The sequence below is a fragment of the Paucibacter hankyongi genome, from assembly GCF_037482915.1.
GTDB lineage: Bacteria > Pseudomonadota > Gammaproteobacteria > Burkholderiales > Burkholderiaceae_C > Paucibacter_A > Paucibacter_A hankyongi.
In genome coordinates, this window is sequence record NZ_JBBHJX010000003.1 from 269,237 (window position 1) to 292,615 (window position 23,379).

20 protein-coding genes and 1 tRNA gene are annotated in these 23,379 nt (G+C 62.6%); 10 read left to right on the forward strand and 11 right to left on the reverse strand.

Annotation, left to right across the window (positions count from 1 at the left end):
• Positions 1 to 19: 19 nt before the first annotated feature.
• Positions 20 to 538 (forward strand): SsrA-binding protein SmpB, encoded by a 519-nt coding sequence (gene smpB / locus WG899_RS07170; RefSeq protein ID WP_339594944.1) that lies wholly within the window; start codon positions 20 to 22, stop codon positions 536 to 538.
• A gap of 7 nt (positions 539 to 545) precedes the next feature.
• On the opposite strand, the gene WG899_RS07175 is transcribed toward smpB, so the two are convergent.
• From WG899_RS07175 to phaR, 3 genes are all read right to left on the reverse strand, one after another.
• The gene (locus WG899_RS07175; protein ID WP_339594945.1) at positions 546 to 1,766 is read right to left on the reverse strand and encodes a PLP-dependent transferase; all 1,221 of its coding nucleotides are present in this window, start codon (positions 1,764 to 1,766) and stop codon (positions 546 to 548) included.
• 76 nt (positions 1,767 to 1,842) lie between these two features.
• Entirely contained in the window at positions 1,843 to 3,267 is a 1,425-nt protein-coding gene (gene rimO / locus WG899_RS07180) for a 30S ribosomal protein S12 methylthiotransferase RimO (protein WP_339594946.1), read from the reverse strand.
• 108 nt (positions 3,268 to 3,375) lie between these two features.
• Positions 3,376 to 3,996, reverse strand: coding sequence for a polyhydroxyalkanoate synthesis repressor PhaR (gene phaR, locus WG899_RS07185; protein ID WP_339594947.1), 621 nt, complete (start codon positions 3,994 to 3,996; stop codon positions 3,376 to 3,378).
• 450 nt (positions 3,997 to 4,446) lie between these two features.
• Between phaR and WG899_RS07190 the strand changes: the two genes are divergently transcribed.
• On the forward strand, positions 4,447 to 5,226 hold the full coding sequence (locus WG899_RS07190) for a PEP-CTERM sorting domain-containing protein (protein WP_339594948.1): 780 nt from the start codon (positions 4,447 to 4,449) through the stop codon (positions 5,224 to 5,226).
• A 68-nt stretch (positions 5,227 to 5,294) separates the two neighbouring features.
• Here WG899_RS07190 and WG899_RS07195 read toward each other — a convergent pair whose 3' ends face one another.
• From WG899_RS07195 to WG899_RS07210, 4 genes are all read right to left on the reverse strand, one after another.
• Positions 5,295 to 8,120, reverse strand: a complete 2,826-nt coding sequence (locus WG899_RS07195; RefSeq protein ID WP_339594949.1) for a winged helix-turn-helix domain-containing protein — start codon at positions 8,118 to 8,120, stop codon at positions 5,295 to 5,297.
• Positions 8,121 to 8,385: 265 nt separating this feature from the next.
• Positions 8,386 to 8,462, reverse strand: a tRNA-Val gene (locus WG899_RS07200).
• Between the two features lie 61 nt (positions 8,463 to 8,523).
• Positions 8,524 to 10,806: a RelA/SpoT family protein gene (locus WG899_RS07205; protein WP_339595149.1), complete on the reverse strand. Its 2,283-nt coding sequence runs from the start codon at positions 10,804 to 10,806 to the stop codon at positions 8,524 to 8,526.
• An 80-nt stretch (positions 10,807 to 10,886) separates the two neighbouring features.
• A complete protein-coding gene (locus tag WG899_RS07210) occupies positions 10,887 to 11,789 on the reverse strand; it encodes an alpha/beta fold hydrolase (RefSeq protein WP_339594950.1) in 903 nt (300 codons plus the stop codon).
• 50 nt (positions 11,790 to 11,839) lie between these two features.
• Between WG899_RS07210 and WG899_RS07215 the strand changes: the two genes are divergently transcribed.
• Positions 11,840 to 12,610 carry a 3-hydroxybutyrate dehydrogenase gene (locus WG899_RS07215; protein WP_339594951.1) on the forward strand — a complete coding sequence of 257 codons (771 nt, stop codon included), beginning with the start codon at positions 11,840 to 11,842 and terminating at the stop codon, positions 12,608 to 12,610.
• Positions 12,611 to 12,648: 38 nt separating this feature from the next.
• Here the strand turns inward: WG899_RS07215 and WG899_RS07220 are convergent, their stop codons facing one another.
• On the reverse strand, positions 12,649 to 13,356 hold the full coding sequence (locus WG899_RS07220; RefSeq protein ID WP_339594952.1) for an SIMPL domain-containing protein: 708 nt from the start codon (positions 13,354 to 13,356) through the stop codon (positions 12,649 to 12,651).
• Between the two features lie 260 nt (positions 13,357 to 13,616).
• Between WG899_RS07220 and ompR the strand changes: the two genes are divergently transcribed.
• The 4 genes from ompR (at position 13,617) to WG899_RS07240 (ending at position 17,521) form a co-directional block, all read left to right on the forward strand.
• Positions 13,617 to 14,357: an osmolarity response regulator transcription factor OmpR gene (gene ompR / locus WG899_RS07225; protein WP_339594953.1), complete on the forward strand. Its 741-nt coding sequence runs from the start codon at positions 13,617 to 13,619 to the stop codon at positions 14,355 to 14,357.
• Between the two features lie 36 nt (positions 14,358 to 14,393).
• Positions 14,394 to 15,716 carry an ATP-binding protein gene (locus WG899_RS07230; RefSeq protein ID WP_339594954.1) on the forward strand — a complete coding sequence of 441 codons (1,323 nt, stop codon included), beginning with the start codon at positions 14,394 to 14,396 and terminating at the stop codon, positions 15,714 to 15,716.
• A gap of 215 nt (positions 15,717 to 15,931) precedes the next feature.
• Positions 15,932 to 16,495 (forward strand): outer membrane beta-barrel protein, encoded by a 564-nt coding sequence (locus tag WG899_RS07235; RefSeq protein WP_339594955.1) that lies wholly within the window; start codon positions 15,932 to 15,934, stop codon positions 16,493 to 16,495.
• 213 nt (positions 16,496 to 16,708) lie between these two features.
• A complete protein-coding gene (locus tag WG899_RS07240; protein WP_339594956.1) occupies positions 16,709 to 17,521 on the forward strand; it encodes a hypothetical protein in 813 nt (270 codons plus the stop codon).
• Positions 17,522 to 17,595: 74 nt separating this feature from the next.
• On the opposite strand, the gene ispF is transcribed toward WG899_RS07240, so the two are convergent.
• Positions 17,596 to 18,096: a 2-C-methyl-D-erythritol 2,4-cyclodiphosphate synthase gene (gene ispF, locus WG899_RS07245; RefSeq protein WP_339594957.1), complete on the reverse strand. Its 501-nt coding sequence runs from the start codon at positions 18,094 to 18,096 to the stop codon at positions 17,596 to 17,598.
• 109 nt (positions 18,097 to 18,205) lie between these two features.
• Between ispF and WG899_RS07250 the strand changes: the two genes are divergently transcribed.
• Entirely contained in the window at positions 18,206 to 20,494 is a 2,289-nt protein-coding gene (locus WG899_RS07250; RefSeq protein ID WP_339594958.1) for a patatin-like phospholipase family protein, read from the forward strand.
• A 7-nt stretch (positions 20,495 to 20,501) separates the two neighbouring features.
• Here WG899_RS07250 and WG899_RS07255 read toward each other — a convergent pair whose 3' ends face one another.
• Entirely contained in the window at positions 20,502 to 21,242 is a 741-nt protein-coding gene (locus tag WG899_RS07255) for a helix-turn-helix domain-containing protein (protein WP_339594959.1), read from the reverse strand.
• 189 nt (positions 21,243 to 21,431) lie between these two features.
• Here WG899_RS07255 and WG899_RS07260 point away from each other — a divergent pair, with 189 nt between their 5' ends.
• Together WG899_RS07260 and WG899_RS07265 are read left to right on the forward strand one after the other, a co-directional pair.
• The gene (locus tag WG899_RS07260) at positions 21,432 to 22,031 is read left to right on the forward strand and encodes an outer membrane beta-barrel protein (RefSeq protein WP_339594960.1); all 600 of its coding nucleotides are present in this window, start codon (positions 21,432 to 21,434) and stop codon (positions 22,029 to 22,031) included.
• A gap of 75 nt (positions 22,032 to 22,106) precedes the next feature.
• The gene (locus tag WG899_RS07265; RefSeq protein ID WP_339594961.1) at positions 22,107 to 22,655 is read left to right on the forward strand and encodes an outer membrane beta-barrel protein; all 549 of its coding nucleotides are present in this window, start codon (positions 22,107 to 22,109) and stop codon (positions 22,653 to 22,655) included.
• On the opposite strand, the gene ispD is transcribed toward WG899_RS07265, so the two are convergent.
• A complete protein-coding gene (ispD, locus tag WG899_RS07270) occupies positions 22,656 to 23,369 on the reverse strand; it encodes a 2-C-methyl-D-erythritol 4-phosphate cytidylyltransferase (RefSeq protein ID WP_339594962.1) in 714 nt (237 codons plus the stop codon).
• Positions 23,370 to 23,379 lie beyond the last annotated feature (10 nt).

Consider the following 23,379-nt stretch of genomic DNA (forward strand, 5'->3'; position numbering starts at 1 on the left):
CGCAAAAGAATAGAGCTCCATGTCCACATCCGCCACTTCCCACCGACCGCCGCCAAAGACCAAGCCGGCTGTCAGCACCGCGCCGATCGCTGAAAACCGCCGCGCCCGCTTCGACTATTTCATTGAAGAGCGGCACGAATGCGGCATCGTGCTGGAAGGCTGGGAGGTCAAAGCGATTCGCGCCGGCCAGGTGCAGCTGACCGACGGTTATGTGCTGATCAAGGACGGCGAACTCTTTCTGATCGGCTGCCGCATCAACCCTTTGCGCACCGCCTCCACCCATGTCAGCCCCTTGGCCGACCGCACGCGCAAGCTGCTGATGAAGAAGGCCGACATCCGGCGCTTGGTCGGCAAGGTCGAGCAGCGCGGCTTCACCCTGGTGCCGCTGAACCTGCACTACAAAGGCAGCTATGTGAAGGCCGAAATCGGCCTGGCCAAGGGCAAGGCCGAGCATGACAAGCGCGACACCGAGAAGAAACGGGACTGGGAACGCGAGAAAGGACAGCTGATGCGCCACGCGACCAAGTCGCGCAGCTGAAGTCGCCTCAGGCCCTAAAGACCTCAAGCGCTTGCGCCAGGTCGGCACGCAGATCAGCCTCGGCCTCCAGGCCGATGGCAAAGCGCACCAAATGCCCGTCGCTGTAGGGCAGACCCAGCGAGCGGCTGCGGCTCATGTTGTAGGGCACGGCCAGGCTCATGGGGCCTGCCCAGGAGTAGCCGACGCCAAAGAACTGCAGCGCATCGACAAAAGCATCGACCTGTGCCGCGCTGTACTGCGGCTGGAACACGGCCGAGAACAAACAAGCCGCCCCGCCGCTGCTGACTTCGCGCCAATGCGCATGGCCCGGTGAGCCGGGCAAGGCCGGATGCAGCACCTGGGCCACCGCCGGCTGCGCCTGCATCCAAGCTGCAAGCGCGCGTGTCGTCGCATCCTGGGCGCGATAGCGCAACTCCATCGTCGGCAGACTGCGCAGCACCAACTCCACATCGTTTTGCCCCAGGCCATAGCCCAGGTGCTCGTGCATATAGTTCATGCGCTCATGCAAGGCCAGATCGCGGGTGCAGACTGAACCCATCAGCACGTCAGCACCACCCGAGGGGTATTTGGTCAGCGCGTGCATGGCGATGTCGACGCCGAAGCCCGGCTCGGTCTCAGGCAGCAAATCGAAGGCCTTGAAGGCCACGCCGGCACCCCAGGTGTTGTCCAGCGCGGTGGTGATGCCACGCTCACGGCAGACCCGCAGTAGGCCGATCAGATCCGGGAACTCCAGCGTGATGGAGCCCGCCGCCTCCAACCAGACTAGCTTGGTCTTTTCGGTAATCAGGGCACTGAAAGCCGCGACATCCAGCGGGTCGTAGAAACGATGCTGGATGCCGAACTGCGGCAGCAGCGATTCACTCAAATAACGGTTTTGTCCATAGACATTGTCCGGCACCAGCACCTCGTCGCCGGGGCGCAGCAAGCTCAGCGACACCAGGGTTACGGCCGCCAAGCCGCTGGGCACCAGCAGGCAATGCTCGGCACCCTCCAGGCCGGCAATGCGTGCCCCAAGCGTGTAGCTGGTCGGCGTGCCATGCAGGCCATAACGATAGCTCTTGCCGTCACGCGGGCGGTATTGATGCAGATCGGCCGTGTTCTTGAACAGCACCGTCGAGGCCTTGAAGACGCCGACCGGATGCGCCGCCCACCCCTCAGGTGGCTGATAGGGATGATGGATCTGCTGCGTGGCCAATGCGAGGGCTGGTGCTGGGGCGTGTTTGCTCACGATGGGGTCCTGAAGAGGCGCTGAAAAAACAAAACGGGCCAAAGCCCGTCTTGATTCTGACTCAGATAGAGGTCGCTCAGATCGGCATACCGATCAAATCATGACCTTCCACAGCGACGATGCGTGCGCGAGTGAACTCACCGACCTTGAGCGTCTTGCTGGCCTTCTCAGGCGGCAGCAGGCGCACAGTGCCATCGATCTCGGGTGCGTCGGCATAGGTACGACCCACACCACCCTTGCGACCCAGGGCCGGTGCGGAATCGACCAGCACCTGCATGGTGGCGCCAACGCGGGCGCGCAGCTTGTCGATGGAAACAGCTTCGGCGATCTGCATGAAGCGGGCGCGACGCTCTTCGCGCACCTCGACGGGCAATGCACCTGGCAACTCATTGGCTGTGGCGCCAGTCACCGGCGAGTAGGCAAAGCAGCCCGCGCGGTCGATACGAGCTTCGCTCATGAAGTCCAGCAGGTACTGGAACTCTTCTTCCGTCTCGCCGGGGAAGCCGGCGATAAAGGTCGAGCGAATCACGATATCCGGGCAGGTCTCGCGCCAGCGCAGGATGCGCTCCATATTCTTTTCGCCGCTGGCCGGACGCTTCATGCGCTTGAGCACGTCGGGGTGCGCATGCTGCAGCGGCACGTCGAGGTAAGGCAGCACCAAGCCTTCAGCCATCAGCGGCAGCACTTCGTCCACATGGGGATAGGGGTAGACATAGTGCAGGCGCACCCAGGCACCGTACTGCTTGGCCATCTCACCCATTTGCGCGACCAGGTCCAGCATGCGGGTCTTGACCGGCTTGCCATCCCAGAAGCCGGTGCGGTACTTGACGTCCACGCCATAGGCGCTGGTGTCTTGGCTGACCACCAGCAATTCCTTCACGCCCGACTCGAACAGCGCACGCGCCTCGTTCAGCACATCGCCAATCGGGCGCGACACCAGATCGCCGCGCATGCTGGGGATGATGCAGAAGGTGCAGCGGTGGTTGCAGCCCTCGCTGATCTTCAGGTAGGCGTAGTGCTTGGGCGTCAGCTTGATGCCGGCAATGCCGCGCGATTCGGGCACCAGATCGATGAAGGGGTCGTGCGGCTTGGGCACATGGGTATGGACCGCATCCATCACCTCTTGCGTGGCATGCGGGCCGGTCACGGCCAGCACACTGGGGTGCATCTCGCGCACCAGGCTGCCGGCATCGCTGCTGCTGGCGCCGGCCTTGGCACCCAAGCAGCCGGTGACGATGACCTTGCCGTTCTCGGCCAGAGCCTCGCCGATGGTGTCCAAGCTTTCCTTGACGGCGTCATCAATGAAGCCGCAGGTGTTGACGATCACCAGGTCGGCGCCGGCAAAGGTCTTGGAGGTTTCATAGCCCTCGGCCCGCAGCTGGGTGAGGATCAGTTCCGAATCGGTTAAAGCCTTCGGGCAGCCAAGGCTGACAAAGCCGATCTTGGGGGCAGCGGCCGCCGCAGTAGTTGCAGTCGGGCTAGGGGTGATGGTTTCGCTCATCCGCGGATTTTCGCTCATTTGCAAAGCGCCGCACCCCCGCGAGGTCTAAAGCATCAGCGCCGGTTCGGACAAGGGCGCCAAACCTTATTGCAGCCGAGCCTGTACAAACTACTTCTTGGACGGGAATCCGGGCATGCCGGGCATACCCGGAATACCTGGGAACAGTGCACTCGCCTGCTGCATCTGCTCCTTCATCTGCTCTTGCATCTGGGAGAACAGGTTTTTCGACTGCTCGGCGTAGCCACCCATCCAACCCTGCAGCATTGGCGACTGCGCGCCCAGGAACTGCGACCACAATTCCGGGCTGAAGGCCAAGCCCTGGCTTTGCTCCGTGAATTTGGCCTGCAAGTCACCAAACGTCTGGACGTTTTTCTCCAGATAGTCGCCCATCACGCCCTGCATCGCATGGCCGTAAAAGCGAATGATCTGGGCCAGCGCATTGGTGCTGAACATGGGCACGCCGCCGGTCTCTTCTTCCAAAATAATTTGCAAGAGGATGCTGCGCGTCAGGTCTTCGGCCGTCTTGGCATCGCGCACCTCAAAAGCCTGGCCGACCAACACCATCTTCTTCACATCGGCCAAGGTGATGTAGCTGCTGGTGTGGGTGTCATACAGCCGGCGGTTCGGGTATTTCTTCAAGACCCGAATGTTGGCCGTCGACTCAGTGCCTTCGTGCTCCGGCGCGCCGCCCGCCTTCTCAGCTGCCGTGCTCTTGCGGGCAGTCACCATGATGCAGAACTCCTAATCGATTGGTCCGGCGACACGGCCCGATGCCGCATGCTCAAACGCGCAGCCCCAGCGGGCCCTTCCTCATTGTGCGAGTGCAGCATCATTCTAGAAGCCCCCCAGATTCCGCCAGAAGGGGAATACCCCGGCGAAGCAACAGCTGCGAAAAACAAGGCTAAGAAAGCCGCCGGCAGAGCACTGCGCAAGATAGCCCAGGCTGGCAGCATGCCAAGATCGCGAAACCTCGCGGCCCCGCCGCTGCGTCATCTCCGAGGGGAACTACCCCCATCTGAACAGCTGACGACTCCTAGACCCCGCAAGCGAGGGACTCGGTACGGATGATTTCTGCGCGGGTTTGTGACATGCTGCGCGACTGAGCTGAGCCACCCGACCCAAGGCCTGCCTGAGTTTGGCGCCAGCTCATGCAAACCACAATATTCAAGGAGTTCCGTCATGATTCGAGCCCTGCTGACCCAAGCGAGAACTGCCGCACTGACGGCCACGGTTGCGACCTGCGCGGTTTTTTCAAGCGCTGCGCAGGCAGGTGCAGTCAGCACGAGCTTCGACCCCTTGTTCGGCAGCGCGCTGCCAGATCTCTCCTACTCGGGAAGCATTGCTTTCAATATTGCAGACAGCTGCCTGGGACCAGCCGGCACCGGTACGCGCCACATCACGCTGAGCGGCGCCTGCAAGACCCAGGCCAACGCAACGCTCAGGCTGTTTGACGCCGATGTAGCGAACGATTCAAAGGTGACCAGCTTTGGGCTGAAGGTCAACGGCCTGACGCTGCTGAATGACCTGGTGGTGGGCTGGGACACCAATTCCGAGGTGTTCTCGAATTCGGCCTTCGTCAATTTCGCCGCCAAACTGCTGGGCGCCAACGTCTACAAGTCCAACCCCTACAAGTCGGTGGCAGCAGCGGGCAACAATGACTTCAGCTTCAAATACGCGGCCGGCGTGCCGCAGCTGACCTGTTTGTACTGCAATGGCAAGCCCCTGGACTTTGTGCTCGGAGGCTATGCGGGCAAGGACGGCCAGCCCGGCTTCAGCCAAGACATCAGCTACACCAATGACAAGGGCGCCAACACCCGCATCACCATGACGCTGAACGGATCGACGCCGCAATACGCCGTAGAGGTTCCCGAACCCGCGTCAATGGCCTTGGTGTTGGGCGCATTGGGTGTACTGGGTGCAGTGAGGAACAGGCAACAGCGGAGCAGCCGCGCCGCCTGATCGCTAGCGCCAAGCCCGCCTCCGCCACTCTCTTTGCTGCGTTTGGGGCCTTTGATCGCCTTTTTTGCTCAGTGCAAAGAAGCCGCAACCCGCACGGTCAGCCCCAGGGCCTTGTTCAGCAGTTCGTCCGAACTCCAGTTCAGCGCGGACTGCCAATGCAACTCGAAGGCCTCGGTCTCCATCGCCTCTCGAATCTGCGACAACAAAGCCTGCCATCGACGCTCTGCTCCCGCCGAGCGGCACAGCTTAGCGTTGTCACGCAGCTGGCCAGTGGCCGCGGCCAGCCCCACGGATAGTTCATGATCGCTGAGTAACAAAGCCAGCGCCGCGTGATCTTCCAAGCAGCCCAGCAACTGCTCCCGCATGCCAAAGGCATGAAAGGCAGACAAGGCATCACCGAGATGCACCCGCGCCTGCTCGAATAGCGCGCTTTGCAGATCCAGCTTGCTTTGCCACCACAAGGCATTGGCCGCGCCGCGCCGGTCACCTGCAGCCAAGCAGATCTTCAAGGAGCGCGCAAAGGCCAGCGTTGCCTGCGCAGGCTCATCGGCATCGAAAGCGATTTGACCCAAGGCCAACTCGACTTCGGCTTCGGTCTCGGGATGCCTGATTTTGCGAGCCAGGGCCAAGGCATCGTGCAAATGCTGCTCGCCCGCAAGCTTGCCCAAGCCCTGGAAGATATCAATCTGCCCCAACTGCAAGAGCACGATGGCCTGATTGCCCGGGTCTTCACATTGCTGGAACAACTGCAAGCTCTCTCGTGCCGCCTCGCGCGCACCATCGCCATCACCGGCACTCAACTTAGCCAGGGCAATGGTCGACAGCGTCGGCGCCAGCAAGGCCGGATTGGCCAGGTCGCGGCGCAGCGCCAAGCAAGTAGACAGCGCATCCAAGGCCGCCGCGTGGTCACTCTGACTCCAGGCCAGCACAGCGGCCACGTAAAGTGCATGGGCATGCACCATGGGCGAGCCGCGCACCGCATCTAAGCCCAGCATGGCCGCCACGGCCGCTCGACCCTCGGCCGCATGCCCGCGTAGAACCCAGAAATTCTGCTGCGCCACCGCCAGCTTGACGGTCAGGATGGGATCCACCGTGCCGTCATCGCTTTGGGCCAGAGCCATGGCCGCGCGCAAATTGTCTTGCTCATCCTCAAAGCAAGTCAGCCACGCCCCTTGCTGAGGGCCACGCAAGCCATCCCTGGCCCGCTTGGCCAAGTCAAAGTAATAGTGGCAATGGGCTACCCGCAAATCATTGAACTCATGGCTTTCAGACAGTTTTTCGCGCGCGTAGTCGCGAATCGTCTCCAGCATCTTGTAACGCGTACTGCCGGGATGCTCGATCTGCTGCACCAAGGACTTCTCGATCAACGAGGTCAACAAATCCAGAATCTCGTCGGCACTGAGCGGCTCGGCGCCGCACACGGCCTCGGCCGCGTCCATATCAAAGCCACCCTTGAAGGGAGCCAGTCGGTTGAGCAAGGTTTTCTCGCTCTCCTGCAGCATTTCGTAGGACCAATCGACCAGTGCACGCAGGGTTTGCTGGCGCTCTTGCAGCACGCGCGAACCTCCGGTGAGGAATTTGTAGCGGTCGCTCAAGCGACGGTTGATTTCCGACACAGACAGGGCCCGCACTCTTGCCGCGGCCAACTCCAACGCAAGCGGAATCCCCTCCAAGCGCGAAACCAATTCGATCACCGCTGGGGCGTCATCCTCGGTCAGCTCAAAACTCGGTTTATGGGCGCGCGCACGATCAACAAACAAGCGCACCGCCGTGGATTGCAGCAAGGTCTCCAACTTGTCGCCGGGCTTGGGCAGTGGCAACGGCAAGATCGGGTAGGCATGCTCACCCGGAATCCGCAAAGCCTCTCGGCTCGATGCGGCCAAGCGAACAAATGGCGCCGCCTTGACAACCGCCTGAGCCAACTCCGCCGCCGGCTTGATCAGGTGCTCACAGTTATCAAAGATCATCAAGACCCGGCGAGTCTTCAGATAGGCGCAAACCGACTGCAGCAGACTGCGCTCAGGCTCCTCGCGCACACCCAGAACTTGCGCCGCCTCGCTCAGCGCCAGTGCCGGGTCACTGATGGGCGCCAAGTCCAAAAACCACACGCCGTCTGGAAATCGATGCATCAACTCGGCCGCAGCCTGCAAACTAAGGCGAGTCTTCCCCAGGCCACCCATGCCCAGCAAAGTCACCAGCCGAGCGCTGCCCAGCAACTCCTTGATGTCGCGCAGCTCCTGCTCTCGACCGATAAAGCGGCTGCCCTGTTGCGGCAGATTGTTAGGAATCTCGCGCACCGGCAACCAGCGCTCGCCCACGCGAGTGACTCGGTAGACTTTTTCACCATCGAGCGGCGCCTTGAATACAGTCTGCTTCGGCCCGACCTCAAAGATTTCCAAGGCATCAGAGACGCCCTTCATCATCCAATGCCCATGCGACTCGGTGGCCAAATCGTCGGCATTCAGTTCGGCAACCGCCTCCGCACTCAGCAGCGTCTGCCCGCCAGCCGCAATCGACATGATGCGCGCCGCCGTAGGCTTGGCTAGACCTTCCACCTCCAGAGGTTTGGCACCACGCGACACATCCTCGGCGCTGTTCTCTCGCAAGATCACTGCCCCGAGATGCAGCCCCGCCCGGGCCGTCAGCGGGATAGAAAGCGCGCCAATCGCCTGATGGTAGGCCTGCGCATAACGCACCGCATCCTCGACACCGGCAAACAGCAAGAGCATGCCGTCGGTCTTGTCGATTTCTCGGCCACGCCAAAGAGGCAGCAAGTCACGGGCAACGCGATCATGCTGCGTCCACAGCTCTGCCATCACGGCATCGCCAAGCTCTTCAGACAATTGGGTGCTGTCGACCACGTCGGTCAACAGCAAGGCACGGATCTCTGACACTGCACTTCCCTAGGCTTCGGGCAACCAGCGCAGGATCATAAGTTCTCGCCGCAACAAAGCCAGCGCAAGGGCTGGCGATTGGTACTTCTGGCGGCGCAACAAAGCAATTGCGGCCTACCACAGCGACTGCGAACGAGGGGCAAATGGTCAGAATCAGCAGACCCAGCCGCAGTGGCGGCGAACCCAGAAAGCAAAAAGCCCGACAGATCTGCGATCTACCGGGCTTCTTATTTCAACGTTACTTGAAGGTAACGCCTACCTAATTTGGTAGGCGCGATTGGACTCGAACCAACGACCCCCACCATGTCAAGGTGGTGCTCTAACCAGCTGAGCTACGCGCCTCAAGAGCTTCGCAGTATAGCACCCATTTTTCGGTGTTGTCTACAAAAAGATGAAATCTTCTTCACTTTCTTCTGGCGCTGCGTACGCCGTTGACTTGCGAGAGCAGGCGCAGCACGTGAGCTAGCCGGCCTGAATCGGCGACTTCAACGGTGAAGTTCATCCAGGCGGTGTCGCTGCGCGTCGACTTGACCGACTGCGTGTTGACCGCAATGACGTTCATCTTTTCTTTGGCCAATACCTCCAGCACATCACGTAGCAGGCCCTGTCGATCTGAACCTTCAACCACCACATCGACCGGATAGAGCGCTCCGCCCTTGCCTTTTGAGTCGGCGGCGCCAGCGCTTGCACCGCCCCACTCCACCTCGATGACGCGTTCGTTGGCGCGCTCAGCCATCTGCCGGAAGTTGATGCAATCGAGGCGGTGAATGGCCACGCCCTTGCCACGTGTGACGTAACCGCCAATCGCATCGGGCGGCGCCGGGCGACAGCAGCGCGCCAAATTGGTCAGCAAGGAATCCACCCCGACCACCAAGACGCCGCCACGCGGCGCTGAGCTGCCGGCCCGGGTGCGCCGCTGCGCCAGCAACTCGTCGGTGTCGGGCTCGGGCGTGGGTGGGCGCAGCAGCAATTCGATATTGCGCAGCGAGTATTCATCCTTGCCGACCACCTCAAACAAGGCGTCGGCATTTTTGAAGCCCAGTCGGCCCGCCAAGTCCTCCAGCTTGATCGCGGTCTTGCCTTCGCGTTGCAACAGCTTTTCAACCGCCTCACGGCCTCGCGCAATGGTCTGCCGCTGCGCCAAGGCGTTGAACCAGGCTCGCACCTTGGCACGCGAGCGCGGGCTCTGCAAAAAGCCCAACTCGGCGTTCAGCCAATCCAGCGACGGCCCGCCTTCCTTGATGGCACTGATCTCGACCGTCTGCCCGCTCTTCAGGGGTGTGTTCAAGGGCAGCATCACGCCGTCTATCTTGGCCCCACGGCAGCGGTGACCCAGATCGGTGTGCAGCGCATAGGCAAAGTCGATCGGCGTGGCACCCGCGGTCAACTCGACGATGGAGGCCTGCGGCGTGAACACATAGATGCGCTCATCAAAAACCGGCTGCGTTGCGGCGGCCGCCGTACCACTGGCGCCGCCCGGGGCAGTCGCCGCACCAGCAACTTGCGCCTGCGCTTCGCCCTCAACGAAGTCGCGCTCCCAAGCCAGCAGTTGACGCAGCACAGCCTTGCGCGCCTGCGCGACTTGGTCCTCGAACTCCCCGGCGGCGCTGACCCCGGCATAGCCTCTCGCGCCAGCCTCCTTATAGGCCCAGTGCGCGGCCACGCCATGCTCGGCGTGCTCATGCATGGCCGAGGTGCGAATCTGTACCTCCATGGCGCGACCATCCGCGCCCAACACCACGGTGTGCAGCGACTGGTAGCCATTCGGCTTGGGCCGGGCGATGTAGTCATCGAACTCCCCCTCCACCGCCGTGTACTTCTCGTGCAGGCGGCTCAGCACCGCATAGCAGTCGGCCACGCTCGGCACGATCACCCGCAGCGCCCGCAGGTCAAACACCCGGTCCAAGGCCAGATGCTTGCCGCGCATCTTTTTGTGGATGCTGTAGAGATGCTTGGGCCGCCCTTGCACCTGTGCGTCCAGCCCCAGGTCGGTCAGATCCTCTTGCAGCGCGGTGCGTGCGGCCTCAATGCTTTGCTCGCGCGCGACCCGTGTTTCATGCAGCGCTTTGGCGATATCGCGGTAAGCCTGGGGCTGCATGAAGCGGAACGACAGATCCTCCATTTCCCACTTGATCTGCCAAATGCCGAGACGATTCGCCAGCGGCGCAAACACCTGCTGCGACTCAGCGGCCAGGCTTGGCGGGCAAGTTTGCTTGGAGGCCGCAAAGTAGCGCAGCGTTTGCAGCCGCGACGCCAAGCGCAGCAACACCACCCGCAGATCGCGCGAAAAGGCCAGCAGCATCTTGCGTACACGCTCGGTCTGCTCGCTGCGCTGAGCGGCATCCACCTGCGCCTCGCGCGCGGCGCGCTGAATTTGGACCAAGCGGCGCGTGTGCATCACCAAGCTGGCGTAAGACTCGCCAAAGGCTTTGGTGACCACATCCTCGGGCTTATTCAAAAAGTCGCCGGCATACACCAGGTAAGACGCGGCCTGCATCGCCGGCGCGGCGCCAATGCCCGCCAGAATGGCGGCCACACCGTCGGCATGCTGCAAGGCGTCCTCACCGGTATCCAGCGACTGCCCGGTCAGCAAGGGCTCGGCAAAAGCGCGTGCGCGCGCCACCGGGTCCAACTGTGCCGGCGTAGCGGCTGCCCCGCCAGTCTCTCCAGCCGCCGGATCGGGCATGCCGACCGGGCGCAAATCCACATCAATCAGGGCCACGATGGGCGCAGCCTGCTCCCCATGCCCTGCACTCAAACCCGTTTTCATACCGCTCCAAGAAAGGCCCTCACCCGCTCGATCTGATCGGGCTGGACCAAGGTCGGCGCATGGCCAACACCGGGCAATTCTTGCACCTCGGCGCGCGGCCCTCGCTCGGCCATGGCCTGCGCGGTTGCGGCGGACAAGAGATCGGACTCGGCGCCGCGCAATAGCAGCGTCGGACACCTCAGCGCGTCATAGACCTGCCACAAGGCGGACGAACCGGCCTGCGCCAACTCGGGCGTCACGGCCCCAAAAGGCAGGGCAATGCGAGGGTCGTAGTGCAGACGCCATTGCCCCGTGCCAGGCTCGGGCTTGAACATCGGCGCCGACAACGCCGCCCATTGCGCATCACTATGCGGACCGAAACCGGCCGAAATACTCTTCAGATACTCAGTGCCCGCCTGCACATCACTGAACACCATGTTCTGACCCAGATAGGTGCCAATGCGCCGCAAGGAATCGAATTCAATCTGCGGGCCCACATCATTCAGCACCAGGCGCCGCACCATAGTCTTGGCCGAGCCCCCCTGCAAAGCCGCCAGGCCCATGCCAATCAGCCCCCCCATCGAGGTGCCGACCCAATCCACCTGATCCACATCCAGCCGCGCCAGCAGCGTCACCATATCGGCAACATAACTGGGGATCTGGTAGGCGGCCGGGTTAGCCAAGCAGTCCGACTGCCCGCGCCCCGCCACATCCGGGCAAATCACCCGGTAATGCGAACTCAAGGCGCGTGCCAGCGCATCAAAGTCGCGCCCCTGCCGTGACAAGCCATGCACGCAAACCAGCACCGGCGCAGCCTGGCCCGCCGGCAGTTCGGCACGGCAGGCCCATTCCCAATATGCCATCCGGTGCAAGCCGGCCTGACCCAGACAATTCACAAATTTGAGTTGTGCGTCGCTCATGATGTTCTTCCTTCTATAGTCCATCCTAGCAACCCCGAAAGGAAACCGAGATGTTGAAAGGCAAGATCGCCCTCGTAACCGGCTCCACCAGCGGCATTGGACTGGGCGTCGCGCTGCGCCTGGCGGCCCAGGGTGCCCATATTGTTTTGAACGGCTTTGGTGATGTGGCGGGGCCGCGCGCGCAGGTGGAAGCGCTGGGCGTGCGCGTCGGCTACCACGGTGCCGACATGAGCAAGCCGGCCGAGATCGAAGCCATGATGGCCTATGTGGAGGCCGAATTCGGCGCTTGCGACATTTTGGTCAATAACGCCGGTATTCAGCATGTCGCGCCGGTCGAAGACTTTCCGCCCGAGCGCTGGGACGCGATCATCGCCATCAACCTCAGCTCGGCCTTTCACACCACCCGCCTGGCCCTGCCCGGCATGAAGCAGCGCGGCTGGGGGCGGATTTTGAACATCGCTTCGGTGCACGGCCTGGTGGCCTCGGCGCAGAAGTCTGCCTATGTGGCGGCCAAGCACGGCATTGTGGGCTTCACCAAGGCGGTGGCGCTGGAGACGGCCACCAGTGGCGTGACCGTCAACGCGATCTGCCCCGGCTGGGTGCTGACGCCGCTGGTGCAAAAGCAGGTTGATGCGCGCGCCAGCGCCGATGGTGTCAGCGAAGAAGAAGGCAAGCGCCGCCTGTTGGCCGAAAAGCAACCTTCGCTGCGCTTCACCACCCCTGAGCAATTGGGTGAACTGGCGGTGTTCCTGTGCTCGGACGCCGCCAGCAATGTCTGCGGTCAAGCCTGGAGCCTGGACGGCGGCTGGACCGCTCAATAAACCACCGCCGCTCAGCTCAGTGAGCGGCGGTGCAGGACTCAGCGGGCGGTCATCAGCACTGAGCCGCTGACCGTCACGCTGACCGTGGCCTTGCCAGCCTCTACCGGCAAGGCTTCGTCGGCAGCAGCCATGGCCTTGAATCGCACCGGCGGCGCCGCCATCGGCATCATGACTGGCTCCGAACTGCTGACATTGACTTCACCGACGGCATAGCCGCCATAGCCGAACTGCTTGGCGTAATCAGCGGCTCGGGCCTTGAAGCGCGCAATCGCCTGCACCACCACATCGGCCTCGACCTTCTCGCGTTGCTCGTTCGACAGGCTGTAGCCCACCCGCGCAATGCTCATGCTGCCGATACGCCCGCTGAGCTGCGCAATGGCGGCAGCGTCACGCCCCTCCACCAGCAACTCGGCCGTGCCCTGCCAGCCATTGATGCCGCCCTTGGGCGCATAACGCGGGTAAAGCGAGAAGTTGCCGGTTTGCACCTCCACCTGACCCGGCTTGGCGATCTTGCGCGCTTCGACCAGGGCCGCATCCAGGGCCTGCTTCAGGCTGCTCTGCACCGCGGCGGCGTCACTACCCTCCTTGGTGGCCGAAAAAGCAATGCTCAACACATCGCGCGCGACCTCAGTACTGGCCGTGGCGCTCAAGGTCAAACGATCCCGCGGTGCTGGCTCGGCAGCCAAAGCCAAACCACCACTCATCACCAGGCCAAGTCCGGCAAGGGCAAGTACTCGTCTACGCATAAAACTCCTTATTGCTCGAGAGCCGTAGCTTAAGGCAAGGCTGCAACAGGCCCCAGCACATAGAGCCCAAGCCCAGGCTGCCGAGAAGTTGGCAGGCCGGCCCGCCAAGTTGTAAATGATCTGTAACCGTACTCAAGCACCACTGCAAAACGCGACAAAACACGCTGACAATGCGTTTGTTACAAATTCGCTGTCAGCCCGTTGTCCGCGCAAACTCGCTGCGCGCACACGGTCTAAGGCTCACACCAAGAGATTTCGCCATGTCCAGCATCAGCCAGAGCCCGACCCGGCCCACCCGCATCCTGGTTGTCGATGACGACGCCCGCATCCGTGACCTGCTGCGCCGCTACCTGAGCCAAGAAGGCTTCGAGGTCCTGCTGGCCGAAGACGGGCGGGCGCTGAACAAGCAGCTGACGCGCGAAACCGTGGATCTGATCGTGCTGGACCTGATGCTGCCCGGCGAAGACGGCCTGACCATTTGTCGACGCCTGCGCGCCGCCAATGACACCACACCCATCATCATGCTGACCGCCAAGGTTGAAGATGTGGACCGCATCGTCGGCCTCGAGGTCGGCGCCGACGACTATCTGAGCAAGCCCTTCAACCCGCGTGAATTGCTGGCCCGCATCAATGCAGTCATGCGCCGCCGCCCCGTTATCGAAGCACCCGGCGCGCCATCGAAGGAACCTATGACGGTCAGCTTCGGTCCCTTCGAGTTCGACTTGGCGCTGCGCCGCCTGTCGCGTGAGGGCGAAACGCTGCCGCTGACCACCGGCGAGTTCTCCATGCTGAAAGCCTTGGTGCGCCACCCTCGCCAGCCGCTCAGCCGCGACAAGCTGGCGCAACTGGCACGCGGGCGCGATTTCGAGCCCTTCGACCGTAGCCTGGATGTGCAGATCTCGCGTCTGCGCAAATTGCTGGAAACCGACCCGGCTCAGCCGCGCTTCATCCAAACCGTCTGGGGCGTCGGTTATGTCTTTGTGCCGGATGAAAAGGGCTGAGCCTGCGTGAGTGCTTTGAGCTGACACACCGAGGCCATGCCGCGCCCTCAACTCGCCCTCAATCTCTTTTGGCGCACCTTTGCCCTGCTGGCCTTGTTGCTGCTGGGCGGTGTGCTGGCTTGGCAGCAAACCTTCAAGGTGCTGGAGGCCGAGCCGCGCGCGCTGGAAGCGGCGCAGCAGCTGGCTGGCCTGGTCAATCTGAGCCGAGTCGCGCTGGCCGACACCGACAGCATCAACCGCGTGGCCGTGCTGAGCAGCCTGGCGCGCAGCGAGGCGGTGCAAGTACGGTTGGCCGAGGCACACGACCGCTGGCAGCCCTACGACATGAACGCCTTCGCCAAGCAACTGGCGGCCGAGTTGCGCGGGCGCCTCGGGCCGAGCACCTTGGTCGCGCGCAGCGTCAACGGCGAACCCGGCCTGTGGGTGCGCTTCAGCATCGGCGAAGAAGCTTACTGGCTGCAGACCAGCCCCGTGCCCCTGAGCATTTCAAGTTCCAGCAATATCTTGTGGTTGCTGATCGCGCTGGTCGCCACCTTGCTGGGCTCGGCCGCGATCACGCGGCTGATCAACCAACCGCTGCGTGAACTCAGCATTGCGGCACACCGCATTCGTGAAGGCGAGTACGAGTCGCGTTTGGACGAGAGCACGCGCACCAGCGAGATCCGCGACGTCAATATGGGCTTCAACCGCATGGCCCGCGAGTTGGCCAAGATGGAAGAGGACCGCACCGTCATGCTGGCGGGCATCTCGCACGATCTGCGCACGCCGCTGGCGCGCTTACGGCTGGAGGCCGAGATGAGCGTGCCGGACGAGCAGGCCCGCCAATTCATGGCGCAAGACATCGACCAGCTTGACGCCATCATTCACAAATTCATGGACTACGCCCGCCCCAGCGAATTGCAGCTGCAGCCGGTGGTCTTGAGCCTCTTGGTGGAACGCGAAGCGCAGGGCTTCCGCAACCCGGATCAATTGCGCATTGCGATCAGTTTGCCGCCGGAGTTGAAGGTTTGGGCTGACGAGACCGAGCTGGGCCGCGTGCTCTTGAACCTGTTCGAGAACGCGCGACGCTACGGCCACGAGCCCGGCGAAGCCGCGCAGGTGGAGGTCAGCGCCAGCCAAAGCGGCCCTTGGGTGACGCTGCAGCTGCGTGACTTCGGCCCCGGCGTGCCGCCCGACAAGCTGGCCCATCTGACCACCCCGTTCTTCCGCGGCGACGCGGCCCGCACCGCCGCCACCGGCGCCGGGCTGGGCCTGGCAATTGTTGAAAAATCGGTGCAACGCCTGGGCGGCGAGCTGGAAATCGGCAACGCCGAGGGCGGCGGTCTGATCGCTCTGATCCGCTTGCAAAAGGCAGCCTAGACCCGGCCACAAGTCCAGCCGCACAGCCCCAACCGCGGGCCGCGGTAGCGCAGCAAGCTACGCCGCGTTGCGAATCCTGATACTCCCCTGAACTCGCTGGCGCCGCCCGGTGCGAGGCCTGACACTGCGCCGCAACGCACAAAAAAGCCCAGACTCAGGCAGCAAAACTGCCTGAGCGCTCGGCCCGAACTGCGCCTTCACAACAGGGAGAAATCATGCTTTTCAATCGCAAGTTTTGCGGCGCCCTTATGCTCTGCGCCGCAGCAGGCGCGGCCTCCGCTCAGCCCTATGTGGGCGGCAATTTGAGCGCCTTGGTCAACACCGAATCCGATTGCGGCACGCAACAAAGCAGCAGCAATGATTGCGGCTTCAAATCCCGACTGGGCGTCAAGTTCTACGGCGGCTATCTGTTTGAACATGTCGGCGTTGAAGGCATGGTGTTTGGTGCCTCCGGCAGCAACTTCCGCTTGAACAAGGGTGAGTCGCGCTTTGACGGCTTTGGCGGTGAGGCCGTCTATCTGGTGCTACCACTGCGCACAGACCATTTCATGCTCAAGGGCAAACTCGGCGCCGCCTACGTCAAAGGCAGCCTGGTGGACTTTGACAAGGACAAGACCGTCGACAAGTCGAGCACCCAATTCCTGGTGGGCGCGTCCGTCGGCGTGCTGATGGGCAAGCACTGGGCCCTGAACCTCGACTGGGACCGGATTCCAGTTCGCTTCGTGGACCGCAACACGGTGGCGAATATGGTCTCGCTGGGCGCCAGCTACAGCTTCTAAAGCCAAGCGCTGCGACCAAGCGCCGCTACGGCGCGCTAAACCCAGCGCTGCCGCGCCCATCAGCGGCGCGCCTCCTCTCCATCAGTTCAAGGGCTGCCCGTGCCGCGGCCCGGATCTGGGCTGCGCGCAGCCCAGTGTTCAAGGCACGAAACAGTCCTCATCCAAGTCAATTCGGCCTTGTCACAACCGGGCCCAGCAAGGGAGCAACACCTCATGAACGCCATACTGAAGCAATTCCTTTTGTCCGCTGCCGCCGCCGCCAGCATCTCACTGACCGCCTGCGGAGGCAGCAACGACAACCCGACCCCGCCGCCGCCCGAGGCCCAGATCAACAGCAGCAATTTCGTCGAAGCGGCAGGTATTGCAGCGGCGGGCGTGCAGCACAGTGGCGAGCAACTGAACGCGGGAGCCGCTCCCGTCATTGAGCTGAAAGAGCAAGGCACCCCGGGTACCTATGCCTGCAAAGATGGTGGCAGTGTCAATATGGCCCTGGTGGACAAGGTCAACAGTCTGACCGTCTTGAACTGCAAGTCAGGAAATGTGTACATCGCCTCTGGCGCCATCACCGACACCAGCGAAACCTCCGCTGCCGGCCAGGCGCATGCCATCAAGATCAAGGATCTGAGTTTTCGAGTTGGCGACAGCGACCTGACCATGCAGACCCTCAATGGCAACTTGAATTTCACACTCAAGCTTGATAACTCTCTATCGGCTGTCAAGGCCGATTTCAGCTACACCCGCAATGGCCGTACTGACACTTTGGCGCTCCGCCAAGAAGCGAATGGCCAAATGCTCATCGAAGTCCAGACGCCCAACTTCCCCCAGAAGCTGGCCATCGATATCAGCGCTGATGGAAAGACCGTCAAGATCTCCAGCCGCGGCGACGGTTCATCGGTGACCGTGATCGAAAGCAGCGATGGCAAGAGCCAGACGCTGGAATTGCGCGGCATCGGCGGAGGCAGCCCGATCGCCACCAAAACGCTCACGACGGCAGAGTTCGAAGCGCTGCTCAAGAAGTGGCTGTAAGTCTTGTCAGCCAAGTGCTGTGGTAACGGCAAGGCCCGCAGCGCCCAACGGGGCGTACAGCGGGCTCGCGCAACTTAGGTCTTGGCCAACAGGCACACCGCATGGGCCTCCATGGCGAGGCACTCGCCCACCGGCCCCATCTTCTCCGCCGTCTTGGCCTTGACGTTAACTTGTCCCATGTCGATGCCCAGCACCTCGGCCAGCCGGGCACGCATGGCCGGAATGTGCGGCGCCATCTTGGGCGCTTGCGCCTTGATGGTGGAGTCGATGTTGATGATTTGCCAGCCTTCGGCCTGCACCCGGCGGTAGGCCTCGGCCAGCAAGACCATTGAGTCGGCGCCCTTGAATTCGGCCGCGGTATCCGGGAAGAGCTTGCCGATGTCACCCAACGCGGCAGCCCCCAACAAAGCATCGGTGATGGCGTGGGCCAAGGCATCGGCATCCGAATGACCGAGCAGTCCGTGGCTGTGCGGAATCGTCACGCCGCCTAGGATCAGCGGCCGACCGGTGACCAGAATGTGGGTGTCCCAACCTTCACCAATGCGGATCGAGGGGAGTGAGAAAGTGGAAGCCATGCGAGCCAGCGCCTTGCGAGAGAAGTCGGAACAAAAGATCAATTTTCACCGCCAGCTTAGCGCAAGCGCAAAGCTGCGCTATGGTGACGGCCTTGATTGATGGCTGACCATGTCTGAACACCGCATCCGGCCGGCGCCGCCCACCAGGCGAGTGCCGTTTGCCTTTTTGAATCACGCTTTTGTGCTTGCCCTGTGTCTGTCCACAAGCCTGCACAGCCGCCAGGCGCTGGCACAAAACGCAGAGGCGCCCAGTTCCCCCCCAGATTCAACCCGACCCAAGATCGGCCTGGTGCTGTCCGGCGGAGGGGTGCGTGGGCTTGCCCATATCGGCGTGCTGCGGGTGCTGCAGGAACTGCGCGTGCCAGTCGACCTGGTGGTAGGCACCAGCATGGGTGCCGTCGTCGGGGGCGCCTATGCCTCGGGCCGCAATGTCGAGGAGTTGGAAGACTTTGTGCGCCGCACCGATTGGCCCGCCATCATGGCGGACCGTCCGCCACGCCAGAACTTGAGCTTCAGGCGCCGCGAAGAGGATCAACTGCTGCCCTCACGCATCGAGCTGGGCCTGCACCGCGACAGCGGCGTCAGCCTGCCACCGGCTGCGGCCGGCAACAGTTCGCTGGAGTTCGCCCTCGAGCGCCTGGTGCCGCCCTTGCAAGCCGAGTCGCCGATCAGCCAGATGAGCCTGCCCTTCCGGGCGGTGGCCACCGACTTGCTCAGCGGCGAGATGCTGGAGATGGTCGACACGCCCCTGTTCCTGGCGATGCGCGCCTCGATGGCGATACCTGGCGTCTTCACGCCGGTACGCATCAATGGCCGCGCGGTGGTGGATGGCGGCCTGGTGCGCAATCTTGGCATCGACATCGCCCGCAAGATGGGGGCCGAAGTGATCATTGCGGTGAATGTGGGTTCACCGCTGCTGGAGGAACGCGAGATCACCAGCGCGGTTGGCGTGGCCAACCAAATGCTGCAAATCCTCACCAATCAAAACGTGGCGCAGTCGCTGAAGGACTTGCGGCCCGAAGATGTGCTGATCGACCCCGATTTGGGCAATCTCGCTTTCATGGATTTCTCGCGCCATGAAGAAGCCATTGCCTCCGGGCAGCGCGGTGCCATGGCTGCCCATGAGCGGCTGCGTGCCTTGTCGCTCTCGCCCGAAGACTATGCCGAGCAAGAATTGAACCGGCACCGCCAAGACGCGCGCCCGGCCAAGCAACTGCCACTGGCCAGCTTGACGCTGCGCGGCACCCGCCATACCGACGCCGACGCTTTGAAGGCCGAGATCGACCTGCCCATCGGCAAACCGACCGGCTTGGCCGAGATCCAAAAGGCCAGCGCCGAGTTGTATGGTCGAGGTGACTTCGAGCGCATCGACACCCAGATCAGCGATGAGAACGGCCGCCGCCAAGTGACGCTGAACTTGACCGAGGCCGACTGGGCCAGCAGCCGCCTGCGAGTGGGCCTGGAGTTGTACAGCGACTTTGACGAGGCCAACCGTTTCTCTCTCTCAGTCATGCATGTCTGGACCTGGCTGAACCGCTGGGGAGCAGAGTTACGTACCATCGGCACCATTGGCGCCAAGCGCAAATTGGCCACCGAATTGTTTCAACCGCTGGGCCCGGGCTCACCTTGGTATGCCGCAGCCAGCATGGGTTATGAAGCCCAAACGGTCGACCAGTTCAATGAACAGGGCCTGCGACTGGCGCGGGTGAACGTCAATATGGCCAGTGCGTCGATCGCCATCGGTCGCCAACTCGGCAACTGGGGCGACATCCGCTTGGGTACCGGCAGCGGGCGCCAGCGTTTGAGCCTGGCCATTCCAGAGAATCCCGGCAACCAGGCCAAGCGTACATTGACGCAGCAATACCTGGCCCTGCGCGCGGACACGCTGGATTCGCTGGCCTTCCCCAGCCGAGGCTTGCTGCTTGACGCCGTCTTTGAGCGGCGCAAAACAGAAGGCAGCACGGTCTCGGATGACTTCTTCTCCATCCGCGGACTGAGCGCCTTCCGACTCGGCACGTGGGCCGGTCACGTCTACGCCGAAGCGGCCAGCACTGCGATCGGCGGCAGTACCGGCGATTTGGGGGGATTTTTGCGTCTATCGGGCTCGCCGCAAGGCTCACTCAACGGCAGCACCGTCGGCATGGCGCGCTTGGTGATGGCGCGCCAGATCGGTCAAATGCCGGTCGGCTTTGGCGGCGCGATCCGGGCCGGTTTCTCGGCCGAAGCCGGCGCCATTCTGAAATCTAACGACAAGTCGCTGCTGAACCTGCCGGACAGCAAATTGGCCGGCAGCGGCTTCATCTCGATCGACACCCGCTTCGGCCCCTTTTACCTGGCCGCCGGCAGCACCTACCAAGGCCAGTCCTCGCTCTACCTCTTCCTCGGGCCGATCTGGTAGCGAAGGCTCAGGCCTTGTTGCGGCGCATCGCCGTGAACTGAGCAAACTCCCAGGAGCGCAGGCCCAGCAGCAGGGTGAAGCCATCGCGCTCGGCCGGCTGCAGGCGCTGGTCGTCCTGGTGCAAGCGGGCCAGGTCGGCGGCCAGCTGGCGAATTTTTTGCACCAGCTCTTGCGCACTCGGATTGGAGAGTCGCCCGTGCACACACAGCAAGGTCTCGCCGGCGCCATCGAAGCGGCCGCCGAAATAGTCATCCACCACGTATTTGCGGAAGAACTGCTGCACCGGCCCATCGGCCAGCCAGCGGAAGGCGATCGACACGCGCATGCGGTAACGGTTCATCGCCTTCAGCTCGATCAACTCGAGCCGGTCTAACTTGACTAAATAGCGGATGCACTCCGGCTCGCTGATGTCGTAGATTTCAACGATCTGCTCCATGGACCAATGGCCCAGGCAGCAAATCGCCACCAGCAGCAGCTTAGGGTCCTGCACCAGCGACTTTTCTTGGTCGAGCGTCAGTGTGTCGGCATGCGGTGTGGCATCGGCCGCCTGGCGTAACACGTCCTCCATCGCCACGCCGACAGATTTGCAGATCTGCTCAAGCCTTGTGAGGCTCATATCGCCCTGAGAAAAGACGCGCTTGATGCTGGACTCGCTCATGTCCAGCCGCTGCGCCAGCTGTTTATAGGTCACGCCGGCGGCGCGCATCTCGCTGCGCAAAACCTGAATGATGACTTCCGGACTGCTCATGCTCCCCCCTGGAATTTCGCAATTTGGTAGCGCATGGTAGTACCAAACAGCGCTGAATCCGCGACGAAGTTCAACATCCTGGCAATTCAATCCCGACCGAGGAACACTCCAACACGTCGCAACCAAACCCCGAGCCCCAGCGGCTCCAGGCGGCGACAGCACCGTTTGATCCCAAGGAGTAGTTTCACCATGTCGAAGTTCAAAGTTATGTCTCGCACCCTTGCCGCCACCTTGACGGGCGCCTTCGCGCTCGCGGTCACCGCCGGCAGCGCCAGCGCAGCACCTCAGGCCGAGAGCTATGTCGGCGCCAACGTCGGCGTCTACAACAAGTACGACAGCAAATGCAGCAGCGGCCAGAAGTGCGACCAAACGGCCAGCCTCGGCGGCAAGATCTATGGCGGCATCAACTATGAGAACTTCGGCGTCGAGGTGATGGCCTTTGGCGCCGGCAAGGGCGAAGGCACGCTTCGCCAAGCCGGCCAGGACGCCCAAGGCTCGGTCAAGATCGGCGGGCTCGGCGTGGTCGGCACCCTGCCCTTGCAACTGGGTGACGTCACCTTGAAGGGCAAGTTGGGCGCCGCCTATACCCGCGGCGTGGCCAACTACACGGCCGGTGGCAGCGAAAGCAAGAACAGCTTCGGCCTGCTGGGCGGCGCCGGCCTCAGCTACGCCCTCAGCAAGACCCTCAGCGTCAATGCCGACTACGACTACCTGAGCGCCAAGTACAACAAGGCCGGCGACAAGGCCAGCGTCAATATGTTCTCGCTGGGCCTGAGCTACAAGTTCTAAGGCCCAGCCCATGCGGCGGCAGCCTGGCGAGTTGCCGCCCGCCACTTCCAGCCAACACAAGAAAAGGAGACTCCCATGCAAAAAATCGTTCGCGGCCTAGCCGCTGCTTCCATCGTCTGCAGCGGCCTTGCTTCAAGCTTGTCGGCGAGCGCGGCACCGAGCGGCGCCGACGAAAGCGCCGTGTACTTGGGAGCTACTCTTGGTACTGCCAATGGCAAATCCAAGGTCTACGAGCGCGGCAAGGAGCCCTCCTTCGGCTTCACACTGGGCTATCGGCTTACGCCCAATCAATCGGTCGAGCTCTACGCCCGAACCCTGAACTTCGCCTTGTTCGAGGGTCTGTTTGAGCCCCAGGATTACTACTACCCCGAAGACCATATCGGCGTCTCTTGGCTGGGCAGCCTGCCCCTGAGCGACAAGCTGGGGCTGTACGGCCGACTCGGTGTGGGCAGCACCCGCATGGTGTCTGCCAAGAGCCAGGGCTCGCGCCGCGACACCGAGGGCTCGGGAGGCATCGGTTTGAGCTATGCCTTCACACCCCACATCGTCACCAAGCTGGAGTACATGCGCCTGTTTAAGTCCGAGCTGAACCTGCTGTCCGCGGGCTTCGAATACCGATTTTGATCAGGCCCGGCTGAGCAGCAAGCGCTCAGCCAAGGCGAAGTCAGCCGGCCAGGTGACCTTGAAGTTCTCCATCGAGCTTTCCACCAGCAAGGGCTGATAACCCAGCGCCTCAACGGCGCTGGCCTCGTCGGTAATGGATTCATCCAGCTGAGCCAGCGCCGGCAGCAAGAGACCGAGGCGGAACATTTGCGGCGTCTGCGCAGCCCATTTTTCGGCGCGCGAGACGGTCGCGGCCACGCGGCCATGCTGCGAGGCCTTCAGGGTGTCGGCCAGCGGCAAAGCCAACAAACCGCCCACTTCATCGGAGGCGCAAGCCGCCATCAAGCGCTCAACCCACTCGGGGCGAAGCAGGCAGCGCGCCGCGTCATGCACCAAAACCCAATCATGCGGCTGAGCACCCAAAGCCATCAATTCGCGCAAGCCATTGGCCACGGTCTCGGCGCGGCTGGCGCCGCCGCAGCGAGCCACCCAAGCGCCCTCGCCCGTGAACCCCGGCACTGCCGACTCGAACTGATCATCTTGAGGCGACAAGACCACCAAGGTCCCGACCAAGCCCTTGACCTCGCTGAGCGCTTGCAAGGTGTGCCCCATCATGGCTTGACCCGCCAGCTTCACATATTGCTTCGGACCCTCAGCCCCCGAGCGAGCGCCGACGCCCGCGGCGGGCACGATCGCAAAGCAACGCGGCTGCTGGCCAACTGTGTAATTCGTCATCGGCGCATTT

What these genes read in the sequence shown, in the direction of transcription:
- smpB (WP_339594944.1), top strand. Translation starts at nt 20, where the DNA reads ATGTCCACATCCGCCACTTCCCACCGACCGCCGCCAAAGACCAAGCCG.
- rimO (WP_339594946.1), bottom strand. Translation starts at nt 3,267, where the DNA reads ATGAGCGAAACCATCACCCCTAGCCCGACTGCAACTACTGCGGCGGCC.
- phaR (WP_339594947.1), bottom strand. Translation starts at nt 3,996, where the DNA reads ATGGTGACTGCCCGCAAGAGCACGGCAGCTGAGAAGGCGGGCGGCGCG.
- WG899_RS07190 (WP_339594948.1), top strand. Translation starts at nt 4,447, where the DNA reads ATGATTCGAGCCCTGCTGACCCAAGCGAGAACTGCCGCACTGACGGCC.
- WG899_RS07205 (WP_339595149.1), bottom strand. Translation starts at nt 10,806, where the DNA reads ATGCCCGATCCGGCGGCTGGAGAGACTGGCGGGGCAGCCGCTACGCCG.
- WG899_RS07210 (WP_339594950.1), bottom strand. Translation starts at nt 11,789, where the DNA reads ATGAGCGACGCACAACTCAAATTTGTGAATTGTCTGGGTCAGGCCGGC.
- WG899_RS07215 (WP_339594951.1), top strand. Translation starts at nt 11,840, where the DNA reads ATGTTGAAAGGCAAGATCGCCCTCGTAACCGGCTCCACCAGCGGCATT.
- WG899_RS07220 (WP_339594952.1), bottom strand. Translation starts at nt 13,356, where the DNA reads ATGCGTAGACGAGTACTTGCCCTTGCCGGACTTGGCCTGGTGATGAGT.
- ompR (WP_339594953.1), top strand. Translation starts at nt 13,617, where the DNA reads ATGTCCAGCATCAGCCAGAGCCCGACCCGGCCCACCCGCATCCTGGTT.
- WG899_RS07230 (WP_339594954.1), top strand. Translation starts at nt 14,394, where the DNA reads ATGCCGCGCCCTCAACTCGCCCTCAATCTCTTTTGGCGCACCTTTGCC.
- WG899_RS07235 (WP_339594955.1), top strand. Translation starts at nt 15,932, where the DNA reads ATGCTTTTCAATCGCAAGTTTTGCGGCGCCCTTATGCTCTGCGCCGCA.
- WG899_RS07240 (WP_339594956.1), top strand. Translation starts at nt 16,709, where the DNA reads ATGAACGCCATACTGAAGCAATTCCTTTTGTCCGCTGCCGCCGCCGCC.
- ispF (WP_339594957.1), bottom strand. Translation starts at nt 18,096, where the DNA reads ATGGCTTCCACTTTCTCACTCCCCTCGATCCGCATTGGTGAAGGTTGG.
- WG899_RS07250 (WP_339594958.1), top strand. Translation starts at nt 18,206, where the DNA reads ATGTCTGAACACCGCATCCGGCCGGCGCCGCCCACCAGGCGAGTGCCG.
- WG899_RS07255 (WP_339594959.1), bottom strand. Translation starts at nt 21,242, where the DNA reads ATGAGCAGTCCGGAAGTCATCATTCAGGTTTTGCGCAGCGAGATGCGC.
- WG899_RS07260 (WP_339594960.1), top strand. Translation starts at nt 21,432, where the DNA reads ATGTCGAAGTTCAAAGTTATGTCTCGCACCCTTGCCGCCACCTTGACG.
- WG899_RS07265 (WP_339594961.1), top strand. Translation starts at nt 22,107, where the DNA reads ATGCAAAAAATCGTTCGCGGCCTAGCCGCTGCTTCCATCGTCTGCAGC.
- ispD (WP_339594962.1), bottom strand. Translation starts at nt 23,369, where the DNA reads ATGACGAATTACACAGTTGGCCAGCAGCCGCGTTGCTTTGCGATCGTG.